This is a genomic window from Variovorax sp. EL159, from assembly GCF_900100965.1.
Taxonomy (GTDB): Bacteria; Pseudomonadota; Gammaproteobacteria; order Burkholderiales; family Burkholderiaceae_C; genus Variovorax.
Window position 1 is genome coordinate 51137 of sequence record NZ_FMUJ01000010.1, and the last position, 13775, is coordinate 64911.

Annotated in this window: 14 protein-coding genes; 7 read left to right on the forward strand and 7 right to left on the reverse strand. The window is 67.0% G+C overall.

Annotation, left to right across the window (positions count from 1 at the left end):
* Positions 1–5: 5 nt before the first annotated feature.
* Positions 6–959, reverse strand: coding sequence for a branched-chain amino acid transaminase (locus BLQ28_RS30275; RefSeq protein WP_093247041.1), 954 nt, complete (start codon positions 957–959; stop codon positions 6–8).
* A 130-nt stretch (positions 960–1089) separates the two neighbouring features.
* On the opposite strand from BLQ28_RS30275, the gene BLQ28_RS30280 reads away from it, so the two are divergent.
* Positions 1090–2094: a recombination-associated protein RdgC gene (locus BLQ28_RS30280; protein ID WP_093247042.1), complete on the forward strand. Its 1005-nt coding sequence runs from the start codon at positions 1090–1092 to the stop codon at positions 2092–2094.
* A 24-nt stretch (positions 2095–2118) separates the two neighbouring features.
* On the opposite strand, the gene BLQ28_RS30285 is transcribed toward BLQ28_RS30280, so the two are convergent.
* The gene (locus tag BLQ28_RS30285) at positions 2119–3324 is read right to left on the reverse strand and encodes a M20 aminoacylase family protein (RefSeq protein ID WP_093247043.1); all 1206 of its coding nucleotides are present in this window, start codon (positions 3322–3324) and stop codon (positions 2119–2121) included.
* A 46-nt stretch (positions 3325–3370) separates the two neighbouring features.
* Positions 3371–4702 carry an MFS transporter gene (locus BLQ28_RS30290; RefSeq protein ID WP_093247044.1) on the reverse strand — a complete coding sequence of 444 codons (1332 nt, stop codon included), beginning with the start codon at positions 4700–4702 and terminating at the stop codon, positions 3371–3373.
* Between the two features lie 203 nt (positions 4703–4905).
* Here BLQ28_RS30290 and BLQ28_RS30295 point away from each other — a divergent pair, with 203 nt between their 5' ends.
* Complete coding sequence (locus BLQ28_RS30295) at positions 4906–5865, forward strand: LysR family transcriptional regulator (RefSeq protein ID WP_093247045.1); 960 nt, start codon at positions 4906–4908, stop codon at positions 5863–5865.
* Between the two features lie 4 nt (positions 5866–5869).
* On the opposite strand, the gene BLQ28_RS30300 is transcribed toward BLQ28_RS30295, so the two are convergent.
* Positions 5870–6310: a glycerate kinase gene (locus tag BLQ28_RS30300; RefSeq protein WP_093247046.1), complete on the reverse strand. Its 441-nt coding sequence runs from the start codon at positions 6308–6310 to the stop codon at positions 5870–5872.
* Complete coding sequence (locus tag BLQ28_RS30305; protein WP_218121971.1) at positions 6298–6687, reverse strand: VOC family protein; 390 nt, start codon at positions 6685–6687, stop codon at positions 6298–6300. Before BLQ28_RS30305 ends, BLQ28_RS30300 begins: the two co-directional genes overlap by 13 nt.
* Before the next feature lie 175 nt (positions 6688–6862).
* Here BLQ28_RS30305 and BLQ28_RS30310 point away from each other — a divergent pair, with 175 nt between their 5' ends.
* The gene (locus BLQ28_RS30310; protein WP_093247048.1) at positions 6863–7318 is read left to right on the forward strand and encodes a hypothetical protein; all 456 of its coding nucleotides are present in this window, start codon (positions 6863–6865) and stop codon (positions 7316–7318) included.
* Positions 7319–7369: 51 nt separating this feature from the next.
* Here the strand turns inward: BLQ28_RS30310 and BLQ28_RS30315 are convergent, their stop codons facing one another.
* Together BLQ28_RS30315 and radA are read right to left on the reverse strand one after the other, a co-directional pair.
* Positions 7370–8887: a BCCT family transporter gene (locus BLQ28_RS30315; RefSeq protein WP_093247049.1), complete on the reverse strand. Its 1518-nt coding sequence runs from the start codon at positions 8885–8887 to the stop codon at positions 7370–7372.
* A gap of 87 nt (positions 8888–8974) precedes the next feature.
* The gene (gene radA, locus BLQ28_RS30320; RefSeq protein ID WP_093247050.1) at positions 8975–10366 is read right to left on the reverse strand and encodes a DNA repair protein RadA; all 1392 of its coding nucleotides are present in this window, start codon (positions 10364–10366) and stop codon (positions 8975–8977) included.
* Positions 10367–10465: 99 nt separating this feature from the next.
* Here radA and hpaR point away from each other — a divergent pair, with 99 nt between their 5' ends.
* Genes hpaR through hpaE form a run of 4 tightly spaced genes read left to right on the forward strand, consistent with a single transcriptional unit; the run spans position 10466 to position 13771 of the window.
* Positions 10466–10900 (forward strand): homoprotocatechuate degradation operon regulator HpaR, encoded by a 435-nt coding sequence (hpaR, locus tag BLQ28_RS30325; RefSeq protein ID WP_093247051.1) that lies wholly within the window; start codon positions 10466–10468, stop codon positions 10898–10900.
* Positions 10897–11532 (forward strand): fumarylacetoacetate hydrolase family protein, encoded by a 636-nt coding sequence (locus tag BLQ28_RS30330; protein WP_093247052.1) that lies wholly within the window; start codon positions 10897–10899, stop codon positions 11530–11532. The genes hpaR and BLQ28_RS30330 overlap by 4 nt, the downstream gene beginning before the upstream one ends.
* Complete coding sequence (locus tag BLQ28_RS30335) at positions 11529–12311, forward strand: fumarylacetoacetate hydrolase family protein (protein WP_093247053.1); 783 nt, start codon at positions 11529–11531, stop codon at positions 12309–12311. Before BLQ28_RS30330 ends, BLQ28_RS30335 begins: the two co-directional genes overlap by 4 nt.
* On the forward strand, positions 12308–13771 hold the full coding sequence (gene hpaE / locus BLQ28_RS30340) for a 5-carboxymethyl-2-hydroxymuconate semialdehyde dehydrogenase (RefSeq protein WP_093247054.1): 1464 nt from the start codon (positions 12308–12310) through the stop codon (positions 13769–13771). Before BLQ28_RS30335 ends, hpaE begins: the two co-directional genes overlap by 4 nt.
* Positions 13772–13775: the final 4 nt, after the last annotated feature.

The window sequence follows — 13775 nt, forward strand, 5'->3', positions numbered from 1 at the left end:
GGGTTTCAGACTTTCGTGAGCCAGTGGGCGTACTTGGGATTCTTGCCGTTCACGATGTCGAAGAAGGCAGACTGGATTTTCTCGGTGATCGGGCCGCGCGCGCCGCCGTCGCCACGGTTGCCGATCTCGACGCGGTCGAGTTCGCGGATGGGTGTCACTTCAGCGGCCGTGCCGGTGAAGAAGGCTTCGTCGGCAATGTAGACCTCGTCGCGCGTGATGCGCTTTTGCACGAGTTCGAGCCCCAGGTCCTTGCACACGTGCAGGATGGTGTTGCGCGTGATGCCGTTGAGCGCGCCGGCCGACAGGTCGGGCGTGTAGACCACGCCGCCCTTGACCACGAAGATGTTCTCGCCCGCGCCTTCGGAAACGAAGCCGCTCGCGTCGAGCAGCAGTGCCTCGTCGTAGCCGTCGTCCAGCGCTTCCATGTTGGCCAGGATCGAGTTGGTGTAGTTGCTCACCGTCTTGGCCTGCGTCATCGTGATGTTGACGTGGTGGCGGGTGTAGCTCGAGGTTTTCACGCGGATGCCGCGCTTCATGCCTTCTTCGCCAAGGTACGCGCCCCACGACCAGGCCGCGACCATGGCGTGGATCTTGTTGCCCTTGGGGCTCACGCCCAGCTTTTCGGAGCCGATCCAGATGAGGGGGCGCAGGTAGCAGCTTTCGAGCTTGTTCTCGCGAACCACCTGTTTCTGGGCCTCGTTGAGCTGTTCCTGCGTGAACGGGATCTTCATGCGCAGGATCTTGGCGCTGTTGAACAGGCGCTCGGTGTGCTCGGCCAGGCGGAAGATCGCCGTGCTGCCGTCCGCAGTCTTGTAGGCGCGCACGCCCTCGAAGGCGCCGCAGCCGTAGTGCAGCGTGTGGCTCAGCACGTGGATCTTGGCGTCGCGCCAGTCCACGAGTTCGCCGTCCATCCAGATCTTGCCGTCACGGTCGTCCAGCGAGGGGGGGATCGAGCTCATTTCCTGATTCCTTTGGAAGCGGTGGGGTGCGACCGGGGGGATGTCGCAAAAGCTTGCGATTTTACGGCCGCGTCCGGAACCGAGTACCCGACAATGGCCGGTTGTCCAAACCAGTGGAAAAAGGGTTTCCGTGTCCGTATTCAAGAACGTCATCGTCTATCGCATCGAACCTGCCTGGTCCCAGACACTGGCCGAGGCAGAAGAAGGGCTCGGCAAGCTGCGCTTCGAGCCTTGCGGCCCCTCGCAGGAAAAGTCCGCCGGCTGGGTCGAGCCCCGCGGCGAGGCCAACGGCCCGCTGGTCGAATCCATCGACGGCCAGTGGCTCGTCGAATACATGATCGAGAGCAAGGCCGTGCCCGGCTCGGTGGTGCGCCGCAAGCTCGACGAGCGCTGCGCGCAGATCGAGGCCACCACCGGCCGCAAGCCCGGCAAGAAGGAAAAGAAAGAGCTCAAGGAAGACATCACCCTGGAGCTGCTGCCGATGGCCTTCACGCGCAGCGCCCGTGTGGCCGTGTGGATCGACAAGGCCGAGAACCGCCTCGTGATCAACAGCGGCAATGCCGCGCGCGCCGACGAAGTGGTCACCAGCCTCGTGAAGTCGCTCGACGGCTTTGCCGTGGCCCTGATCAACACGCAGATCGAACCGGCCGCCGCCATGGCCAACTGGCTGCTCACGCAGGAGCCGCCGGCCGGCTTCACCATCGACCGCGAGTGCGAGCTGAAGGCCTCCGATGAATCGAAGGCCGTGGTGCGCTATGCCAAGCACCCGCTCGACATCGAAGAGGTCAAGCAGCACATCACCGACGGCAAGCGCCCGACGCGCCTGGCCATGACCTGGGACGACCGCGTGTCCTTCGAGCTGACGCAGGGCATGCTGATCCGCAAGATCGTGTTCCTCGAAGGCACGGGCGACGGTGCCGCGGGCGGCAAGAAAGAAGACAACTTCGACGCCGACGTGGCCATTGCCACCGGCGAGCTGGGCCAGATGGTGCCGGCGCTGCTCGATGCGCTCGGCGGCGAAGCGGCGTTCTCGGCCGCCCTGCCCGACGAAACGCCCAAGCCCGCCGCGTCGGCATCGACCCCGACCACCACGACCCCGGCCGATGCCGTCGAGGAAGAAGACGCGCCGTTCTGACGCGCCCTCCGCCTTCGTTGCCCCTCAGGCGACCAGGTAGGTCTGGGCCAAACGGACCCAGCAGGCTGCCCCCAGCGGCAACACCTGGTCATTGAAGTCGTACCCGGGGTTGTGCACCATGCAGCCGCCGAACTCGCCCTCTCCGTTGCCGAGCAGCAGATAGCAGCCCGGCAACGTGGCGAGCATCCAGGCGAAGTCTTCGCTGCCCGCGAAGCCCTTGGGCACTTGCGTGACAACGTTCGCCTCGCCGACCAGCTCGGTGCAGACCTGCGCCATCAGCTGCGTTTCGGCCACGGTGTTGACCACCGGCGGCACCAGCTGGCGATAGTCGATCTCGGCTTCCACGCCATGCGCCTGCGCGGTGAAGCTCACGATCTCGCGGATGCGCTGCTCGACCAGCGCGCGCGTCTCGGGCCGTGCCGCACGCACGTTGAGGCCGAGCGTGACCGATTGCGGAATCACGTTGTGCGTGGCACCGCCACGGATGAAGCCGACCGACACCACCGCCGTGTCGTCGGGCGCCACGTTGCGCGCCACCACGGTCTGCAGCGCCGTCACCACCGCAGCCGCCGCGGCGACCGGGTCGCGCGAGCGATGCGGCATGGCGCCATGGCCACCCACGCCCTTGATCGTGACGTCGGCCACGTCGGACGACAGCGTGACCGGCCCCGCCACCACGAGCGCGGTGCCCAGCGGCACGCCCGGCGCGTTGTGCAGCGCGTACACCGCATCGCAGGGGAAGCGCTCGAACAGGCCGTCTTCGATCATTGCGCGCGCGCCGCAGAGGTTTTCTTCGTCGGGCTGGAAGATCAGGTTCAGCGTGCCGTCGAAGTCGCGCGTGCGCGCCAACGCCTTCGCGGCCGCCAGCAGGATCGCCGTGTGGCCATCGTGGCCGCAGGCATGCATGCGGCCGGGGTTGCGGCTTGCGTAGGGCAGGCCCGTGGCTTCGACGATGGGCAGCGCGTCCATGTCGGCGCGAATGCCCAGCCGGCGCGTGCCGTTGCCGAGCTTGAGCTGCGCCACGATGCCGGTCTTGCCGATGCCCGTGTGCACCTCGTAGCCCCATTCGCGCAGCAGGTTGGCCACCAATGTGCTGGTGGCGCTCACCTCGAAGCCGAGCTCGGGGTTGGCGTGGATCTGGCGGCGGATGTCGATGAAGGCTTGCGTGTCGGCGGGGGGCAGCAGGCGGGACAGGAGCTTGGTGGTCTGGAGGCTGAGTTCGCGTGTCATGAAAGGCGTTCGGTTCGTTCGACAGGAAGGAAGGAAAGAAGGAGATTCAGTCGGCCTTGCGTTCTCGCATCGCCAGGAGCGCCACGAGGCTCAGTACGCCGCAGACCATCATGTAGAAGGCCGGCGACATCGGGTTGCCCGTCTTGGCAAGCAGCCAGGTCACGATGAACTGCGAGGAGCCGCCGAAGACCGTCACGCCGATGCTGTAGATCACCGAGATGCCGCTGGCGCGCACGCCGATGGGCAGCATCTCCAGCATCATCAGGAACATGGGCGTGGTGCCGATGTTCACGCTCGCCGTGAGCAGCGCCGACAGCGCCAGCACCAGCGGCACGCTCGGGTAGTGGCTGATGAGCCAGAACACCGGGTAGACCGCGATCACGCTGAACAGCAGCGAGCCGATCACCAGCGGCTTGCGGTTGGGCAGCCGGTCGGCCAGGCGCCCCGCCACCAGCGAGACGACGAACAGCGTGATGCCCGTGACGCAGCCCGACAGCAGCGACAGCGAAGGCGGCATGTGCAGCACGCGGATCATGTAGGTCGGCATGAAGAACACGACCAGGTACATGGTGGCCGTGCCCGCCGTGGTCGCGAAGATGCCCTTGAGCACCGTGCCGCCGTGCGCGCGCAGCAGCCGGCCGATGGGGCTGGACTCGTGGCTGTCGGCGGTGTGCGTTTCTTCGAGGTGCGCGCGGATGTACAGGCCCACCGGCGCGATCAGCAACCCGAGCAGAAACGGCAGGCGCCAGCCCCAGCTTTCGAGCGAGGCCTGTGGCAGCGCGGCATACAGCGCGGCACCGGTGAGCGCGCCCAGCAGCGCCGAGATACCCTGGCTCGCCAGTTGCCAGCTCACGCGGAAGCCCCGGCCCTTGACGCCGCCGGCCTCCATCAGCATCGAGGTGGCCGCGCCCACTTCGCCGCCGAGCGAAAAGCCCTGCAGCAGCCGGCCGGCCACGATCATCAGCGAGCCGAACACGCCGGCCGACGCATAGGTCGGCGCCAGGGCGATGCACAGCGTGCCGATCACCATGAGGCCGATGGTCAGCGTCATCGCGGCCTTGCGGCCCTTGCGGTCGGCGTAGTTGCCGATGATCACGCCGCCCAGCGGGCGCATCACGAAGCCGATGCCGAAGGTGGCCACCGCGAGCAGCAGCGAGCCGTAGGGGCTGTCGGACGGAAAGAACAGCTTGCCGATCAGGAGCGCGAAGAAGCTGTAGACGGTGAAGTCGTACATCTCCAGCGCGTTGCCCAGCGAGCAGGCGGCGATCAGGCGGAACTGGCTTTGCTTTCCCTTGTTGCCGTGTGCGGCATGGGGCGCATGCGCGCTGGCGGGTAAAGCACCCTGGATCGGGCTTGCGGGCAATGCGGCTTCGCTCATCTAATGTCACTCCACGTACTGTTTGCGGGGGGCGATGGGCCCGTTCGCGGCGGAGTATTCAGGCAAAGCGCTGCAGCGAAGAATCACAAATTTTCATGCCGATAACCAAATGGCATCCCCGACACAAGAGGCCTTTCGCGGCTATCGGGGCAACTACCGAGACACCCCATTTCTTGCCCCATTTCTGAGAAGGCCGCACCACGATGAAGCTGCAACAGTTGCGCGTCCTGCTGGCGGTGGCACAGCACGGCAGCATCCACGAGGCCTCGCGCAGCCTGCACACCACGCAACCGGCGCTGTCCAAGACCATCTCCGAGCTGGAGCGCGAACTCGGCGTGACGCTGATGGTGCGCTCCACGCGCGGCGTGAGCCTCACGGCCTATGGCGTGGCGCTGGTCAAGCGCGCCAGCCTGGTCGAGCAGGAACTGCGGCACGCGCTCGAAGACATCGAGGCCATCCGAGGGCATGACGAGGCGCAGCTGAACATCGGCTTCACCGCGGTGGCGTCGAGCGGGCCGCTGCCCGATGCGATGGCCTCGTTTCGCCAGCGCTTTCCGAACGTGGCGCTGTGCGGCTTCGAGCTTCGGCCGCAGCAGATTCTGGAAGGCCTTCGCGAAGGCCGGCTCGACCTGGGCCTGATCTCCACCTGCAACGGGCCGGGCGCTGGCGCCTTCCAGTGGGAGCCGCTGTTTTCAGTGGCGATGCACCTGTCGGTGCGCGCCGGCCATCCGCTGCGGCGCGTGCGCAAGCTGCGCACGCTGATCGACGCCGACTGGCTGGTGCTCGACCCCATCGACGACGCGGGCAGCCCGCTGGTGAGCACGATGCGCCTGAACGGGCTCGCGCTGCCCACGCGCATGGTGCAGAGCGCATCGAACCTGCTGGGGCTGCAGCTGGCCACGCAGACCGACCTGATCAGCATGTGGTCGGACTTCGTGTTCCACGGCGCGGGGCCGCTGCGGCTGCAGCCGGGCCTGCTCGAGCGCCTGCCGATCACCGACGAGGTGCCGGACTTCGGGGTGTACCTGGTCTATCGCTCGGCCGACCTGATGACGCACATGTGCACCGAGTTCGCCAAGGAGGCGCGCCACCATGCGAAGGCGAATCCGCCGTGGCGGCAGCTGCGCCGCAAGACGGGCGCGAGCGTGGGCGCGGGTACGTGAGCGATCAGTTCGCGGGGGTGTTGTCCTTGGTGTCTTCTTCGGGCGGCGTTTCGGGCCGCGTCATAACCCAGCTCTGCAGCTTGCCGCCGTTGAACACGGTATCGACGTAGGAGCCGCCGGAATCGGTCCAGCGGTACAGCTCGGGCTGCTCGTCCTTCGGCGAACGCAGCTCGCCGAGGGCGCGCGTCATTGCGATGACGTGCATCAGCGTGGCGCCCTGCTTGAGCTTGGCATTCAGCATCACGGCGCTGCCGACGTAGCCCACGGGCCGTTCGGCGGCCCGCTTGAGCACCTGCATCGCGCGATTGAAGTGCAGCAGAAAAAACATCACGATCGCGCCGCCGGCCAGTGCGACACCACCCCAGCCACCGCTGCGCCAGGCCAGGCCGAGAAGGAGGATGGCGCCCACGGGCACCAGCAATTTCTGGAAATTCATGGCGCGCATTGTCGCCGCCCGCCGGACGGGCCCCGCAGGCCGATGCAGTTTCCCCACGGGTCGCGCACCTGGCACATGTGCTCCTCGCCCTCCAGCCGCATCGGGCCGCGGTAGAGCGTCGCGCCCAGCGACTGCAGATGACCGAGGGTGGCATCGAAGCACTCGACATTCCAGTACACGACCGAACCGAAGGCACCCGCGCCGACCTTCTCGTCCGCCGGAACGATCTCCAGCAGCACGCCGAAGAGCGACAGGCACTCGAAGGCCGGCGTGCCGATCGACACCCGCTCGGCCTCGGGAAATGCGCGCGCATACCAGCCAAGCGCCACCTCGACATCGGCGACGTGGACCATGACTGCGGCAATCGGGGGAGAAGTCGATTTCATTCGAGGCCTGTGAAGAAGGGAGCGCGATTCTGCCGCCCGGCCGCGCATGCCGCAGTAGCCGCCGTGGCTACTTCCGGGCGCGCGCGGCGGTACTCACCGCGAAAAGCGCAGGGCGCACGAGCCGCAACCGGCACATTTCGCCGCACGGGCATCAGCCCGGGCCACTGAAAAGCATATGAACATTCCGCGCTCCGTCACCTTCGTCCGTCTGACCCTTGTCGCCACGCTCTCGGCCGCCGCACTCAGCGGTTGCTACGTGGTGCCGCTGGGGCAGCCCGCACCCAACGCGCCGTCGTCGCAGGCCTATGCGGTCGCACCGGTGCCGGTGGCACAGACCTTCAGCGCACGGCTCTATCCGTCCAACGCCGAGGCGGCGCGCTACGGAGCGATTGGCGGCACGGTGACCAGCGACATGAACGGCCGCGGCCATTTCAATGCGCAGATCGGCGGCGAACAGTTTCAGGGAGAGGCAACCCGGGTCGCAGGCTCGCGGGGCGCCGGCGTGGCGAATGCCACCGGCAGCCGCGGCGGCAACCTGAGTTGCCAGTACACGATGAACTCGGCCACGCTGGGCAGCGGCCAATGCGTGCTCAACAGCGGGCCGGCGTTCACGATGCACATCGGGGGATAAGGGGGGGGTGCCCGGCGCGCCACTGGTGCGCCGGGCTTTTTTTAGCAACAGCTAACCGTTCACGAGCTGCCGCATCTTGCGTCGCAGCTCGCGTTCGCGTTTCTGCTCCGCGTTCCAGTCGTCGCGGATGGCCAGCGTGACCGACAGCGCCATCAGCAGGATCACGAACGCAAAGGGCAAGGCGAACACGATGGTCGCCGTCTGTATCGCCTTGATGCCGCCCGCGAACAGCAGGCTCAGCGCGATGGCCGCCACCAGCACGCCCCAGGTGATCTTGACGCGGGCCGGCGGGTTCGGGTTGCCCTTGGTGCTCATGATGCCCAGCACCAGCGTGGCGGAATCGCCCGAGGTCACGAAGAACACGAACACCAGCAGCGTCGCGACCATCGACAGCAGCATGCCCATGGGCATGGCCTTGAACATCACGAACATGGTGGTCGACACATCGGCCTTGACCGCCTCGACCAGCGGCACGCCCTGGAAGATCTGGAAGTTGAGCGCCGCGCCGCCGAACACCGAGAACCATGCGAAGCCCACCAACGTGGGCGCAATCACCGTGCCCAGGATGAACTGGCGGATCGTGCGGCCGCGCGACACGCGCGCGATGAACAGGCCCACGAACGGCGACCACGCCAGCCACCAGGCCCAGTAGAAGAGCGTCCAGTCGCCGACCCACGAGCTGTTGCGGAACGGGTTCATGCGCAGGCTCATGCGCACGAACTCGGCCAGGTACGAACCCAGCGTGTTGGTGAAGGTCTCGACGATGGCAATGGTCGGCCCCACGACCAGCACCACGAATGCCAGCAGCGCCGCCAGCACCAGGTTGCCCATCGACAGCCACTTCACGCCGCGCTCGACGCCGGTGACCGCCGAGGTAATGAACAGCACCGTCGTCACCACGATGATCGCCGCCTGCGTCCCCCGCCCGATCGTCATGTCGAAGGCCGCATGCAGCCCGCTGTTGATCTGCGTCGCGCCCATGCCCAGCGAGGCCGCAACACCGAAGGCCGTGGCCACCACCGCCAGCACGTTGAAGGCCGGCGACAGCCGCTGCACGAAGCGCCACGGCAAGGCCTCGGTGGCCGAACTCACCAGCGGCAGCGCCTTGCGGCGAAAGCTGAAGAAGGCAATCGACAGACCGACGATGCCGTAGATGGCCCACGGGTGCAGGCCCCAATGGAAGAACGCGTAGCGCATGGCCACGCCGGCGGCATCGGGCGTGCCCGCAATCACCCCCGGCGGCGGGTTCGTGTAGTGCGAGATCGGTTCGGCCACGCCCCAGAACACCAGCCCGATGCCCATGCCGGCCGCGAACAGCATCGCGAACCATGCGGCGAGCGAGAACTCGGGCTCGTCGTCTTCATCGCCCAGCTTCAGGTCGCCGAAGCGGCTGAAGGCCAGGAAGAACGCCAGCACCACCAGGCCGAGCACCACCCACAGGTAGAACCAACCGAAGTTGCGCGTGATGCCGGCCAGCGCGGTGCTGAACACGCTGTCGAGCGTTGCCGGCGAGACCAGCCCCCACAGGACGACCGCTGCGATCAGGCTGGCGGAAACGATGAGTTGCATGGTGAAGGTCCTCCGGAGGTGTGAACGGCTGCGCCACCGCCCGCAGGGTAACCCGCGGGGCGGCCGGCGGCACGAACCTGCGCTTGGTCAGTCGAGGCGGCGCACCACGTCCATCGCTTCTTCGATGCGCTCGACGGGATGGATGGTCAGGCCTTCGATTTCCTTGGCGCCCTTGCGCGGCGCGTTGGCCTTGGGCACCACGGCCACGCTGAAGCCCAGCTTGGCGGCTTCGCGCAGGCGCTCCTGTCCGCGCGGCGCGGGGCGCACCTCGCCGGCCAGGCCCACTTCGCCAAAGGCGATGAAGCCCTTGGGCAGTGGCTTGCCGCGCAGGCTGGAAGTAATGGCCAGCATCACCGCCAGGTCGGCCGCGGGTTCGCTGATGCGCACGCCGCCCACCGCGTTGACGAACACGTCCTGGTCCATGCAGGCCACGCCGGCGTGGCGGTGCAACACCGCCAGCAGCATCGCGAGGCGGTCGCGGTCCAGGCCCACCGAGAGGCGGCGCGGGCTCGGGCCGCCGTTGTCGACCAGTGCCTGGATTTCCACCAGCATCGGCCGCGTGCCTTCGAGCGTGACCAGCACCACGCTGCCGGGCACCGGCTCGGCATGCTGGCTCAGGAAGATGGCGCTCGGGTTGGTCACGCCCTTCAGGCCGCGCTCGGTCATGGCGAACACGCCGATCTCGTTGACGGCGCCGAAGCGGTTCTTGATGGCGCGCACGAGGCGAAAGCTCGAATGCGTGTCGCCCTCGAAGTACAGCACCGTGTCGACCATGTGTTCGAGCACGCGCGGGCCCGCAAGCGCGCCTTCCTTGGTGACATGGCCCACCAGCACCACGGCCGTGCCGCTGGTCTTGGCGAAGCGCGTGAGGTGCGCCGCGCATTCGCGCACCTGCGCCACCGAGCCGGGCGCGGAGGTGAGCTGGTCGGAATACACCGTCTGGATCGAGTCGATCACCGCGATGGCCGGGCGCGTGGCGTCGAGCGTGGCGATGATTTTTTCGAGCTGGATCTCGGCCAGCACCTGCACCTGCGAATGGTCGAGCCCGAGGCGGCGCGAGCGCAGCGCAACCTGCGAGCCGCTTTCTTCACCGGTGACATACAGCGCGTTCTGCCCCGCGTGCTGCAGCGCATCGACCGCCTGCAGCAGCAGCGTCGACTTGCCGATGCCGGGGTCGCCGCCGATCAGCGTGACGCCGCCCGAGACGATGCCACCGCCCAGCACGCGGTCGAGTTCGTCGATGCCGGTGGGCGTGCGGGCGACGTCGGTCGCCTCGATCTCGGACAGCGTGGCGAGTTCGGAAGCGCCCGCCAGCGACGCGAACTGCGTGCCGAAGCGGTTGTTGGCCGGGCCGCCGGCCGCGCCAGCCGCCTGCTCGACGAGCGTGTTCCAGGCGCCGCAGCTCGGGCATTTTCCGAGCCACTTGGGGCTGGTGCCACCGCATTCACTGCAAACGAAAGTTGTTTTGTCCTTGGCCATCTTCCGAGTTTAGGTGTCCGCACAAACCCTGATGGCCGGTGCCTTGGAAAGAAATGGCCAATCATTTAACATGTTAAGTAATTTCGAGAGGCACAGCTTTTGAGCACCACCTTCACGCACCGCAATTTGCCGCGCCTGCTGCTGCAGGCCCGCGAAGCCGTGATGGCCCACACGCGGCCCAGCCTGCGCGAACACGCGCTGTCCGACCAGCAATGGCGCGTGCTGCGCGTGCTGGGCGAGCACGGCGCGGTCGACACCGGCCGCGTCGCGCGCGAGGCCTTTATCCTCGGCCCCAGCCTCACCGGCGTGCTCGCACGCATGGAGCGCGACGACCTCATCACCCGCAGCCGCGACCCGGCCGACCAGCGCCGCACCGTGGTCGAGGCCACGCCGCACGGCATGAAGTTGGTCAAGCGGCTGTCGACCAGTATCGAGTCGCACTACGAGTGGATGGAAAAGTCCATGGGCAAGGCCAAGCTCACGCAGCTCTACGGGCTGCTCGACGAACTCATCGCACTGGAACAACCCTCATGAGCCACCACGCTCCCTTCATGCCCACCGGCACGGTGTACGGCACCTTGCTGAACTTCCGCGCTGAGGTCGAGGCGCTCGCGCCGCAGATGACGCAGCCGCCCTACAAGGCGCCGCCGAAAGCGCCCGTGCTCTATGTGAAGACGGCCAACACCTGGAGCCCGCACGGCGGCGCCATCACGGTGCCCGCCGGTGTGCCCGAGGTCGAGATCGGCGCCAGCATCGGCATGGTGATCGGCGCCGAGGGCGACGTCGAAGGCTTCGTGCTGATGAACGACCTGTCGATTCCGCACGCCAGCTTTTTCCGCCCGCCGGTCAAGTTCAAGTGCGTCGACGGCTTCCTGGGCATCGGCCCGGTGCTGCGCGACACACAAGAGGTAGCCGACCCCGCGAACTTCCGCGCCGAGGTGCGCATCAACGGCGCGCTGAAGCAGTCGATCGACTTCTCGCAGCTCGTGCGCCCGGCGCAGCAACTGCTGGCCGAGGTCGGCGACTTCATGACGCTTGCGCACGGCGACGTACTGATGCTGGGCTGCGACGCCGGCCGGCCGTTGGCACGCGCGGGCGACCGCATCGACATTTCCGCGCCGGGCTTCGAGACCCTGAGCAACACGCTGGTGAAGGAAGCCGCATGAAGCACGCACGCGTCATCTACGAAGGCCGCGAACACACAGGCACGGCTCATGAGTTCGGTGGTCACCCGGATGCGGCCGTGCGCCTCGACGACGGCCGCATCGTGTTTCAGGACCAGCTCACCTGGCTCCCCCCGCTCGCACCCACGGCACGCCCGCGCACCATCCTCGCGCTTGGCCTGAACTACGCCGACCACGCCAAGGAGCTCGAGTTCAAGGCACCCGAAGAGCCACTGGTTTTCGTCAAGGGCCAGAGCACGCTGATCGGCCACCGCCAGCACACGCACCGCCCGGCCGACGTGCAGTTCATGCACTACGAATGCGAGCTGGCCATCGTGATCGGCAAGACCGCGAAGAACGTGAAGCGCGACGACGCCTACGACTTCATCGGCGGCTACACCGTGGCCAACGACTACGCCATCCGCGACTACCTGGAGAACTGGTACCGCCCCAACCTGCGCGTGAAGAACCGCGACACCTGCACGCCGCTGGGTCCGTGGTTCGTCGATGCGGCCGACGTGCCCGACCCCATGGCGCTCGCGCTGCGCACCACCGTCAACGGCACCGTCACGCAGCAGGGCAACACGCGCGACATGATCTTCGACGCGCCCTTCCTCATCGAGTACTTCAGCCGCTTCATGACCTTGTCGCCGGGCGACCTGATCCTCACGGGCACGCCCGACGGCGTGGTCGATTGCAAGCCGGGCGACGTCATCGTCACCGAGATCGAGCGCATCGGTGCGCTCATGAACACCATCGAGACCATCCAAGGAAAAGCATGAGAGTCGATCACCTGATCAACGGCAAGAGCGTTGCCGGCACCGATTACTTCGAGACCGTCAACCCCGCCACGCAGGAAGTGCTGGCCGAAGTCGCCTCGGGCGGCGAAGCCGAAGTCAACGCGGCCGTGGCCGCCGCCAAGGAAGCCTTTCCCAAGTGGGCCGGCATGCCCGCGCCCGAGCGCGCCAAGCTGATCCGCAAGCTCGGCGACCTGATCGCCGCGAACGTGCCCGAGATCGCGCAGACCGAAACCAACGACTGCGGCCAGGTGATCGCGCAGACCGGCAAGCAGTTGGTGCCGCGCGCGGCCGACAACTTCTATTACTTCGCCGAGATGTGCACGCGCGTCGACGGCCACACCTACCCCACGCCCACGCACCTGAACTACACGCTGTTCCATCCGGTGGGCGTGTGTGCGCTCATCAGCCCATGGAACGTGCCCTTCATGACGGCCACCTGGAAGGTCGCGCCCTGCCTGGCCTTCGGCAACACGGCCGTGCTGAAGATGAGCGAGCTGTCGCCGCTCACGGCCGCGCGCCTGGGCGAGCTGGCGCTCGAGGCCGGCATTCCGCCCGGCGTGCTGAACCTGGTGCACGGCTACGGCAAGGAAGCCGGCGAGCCGCTGGTGGGCCACCCCGACGTGCGCGCCATCTCGTTCACCGGCTCCACCGCCACGGGCAACCGCATCGTGAAGAGCGCGGGCCTGAAGAAGTTCAGCATGGAGCTGGGCGGCAAGAGCCCCTTCGTGATCTTCGAGGACGCCGACCTCGACCGCGCGCTCGACGCGGCCGTGTTCATGATCTTCAGCAACAACGGCGAGCGCTGCACGGCGGGCTCGCGCATCCTGGTGCAGCAGTCGATCTATGCGGACTTCGCCGCGAAGTTCGCCGAGCGCGCCAAGCGCATCACCGTGGGCGACCCGCTCGACGAGAAGACCATCGTCGGCCCGATGATCTCGCAGGCCCATCTGGCCAAGGTGCGCAGCTACATCGAGCTGGGCCCGAAGGAAGGCGCGACGTTGCTGTGCGGCGGCCTCGATGCGCCGTCGAACCTGCCCGATCGCGTGAAGAAGGGCAACTACGTCGTGCCCACCGTGTTCGCCGACGTCGACAACCGCATGAAGATCGCGCAGGACGAAATCTTCGGCCCGGTCGCCTGCCTGATTCCGTTCAAGGACGAGGCTGATGCGATCCGCCTGGCCAACGACATCCAGTACGGCCTCTCCAGCTACGTGTGGACCGAGAACATCGGCAAGGCCCACCGCGTGGCCGCTGCCGTCGAAGCCGGCATGTGCTTCGTCAACAGCCAGAACGTGCGTGACCTGCGCCAGCCCTTCGGCGGCACCAAGGCCTCGGGCACGGGCCGCGAAGGCGGCACCTGGAGCTATGAAGTGTTCTGCGAGCCGAAGAACATCGCGGTGTCGATGGGCTCGCACCACATTCCGCACTGGGGCGTGGCGTGAGCCA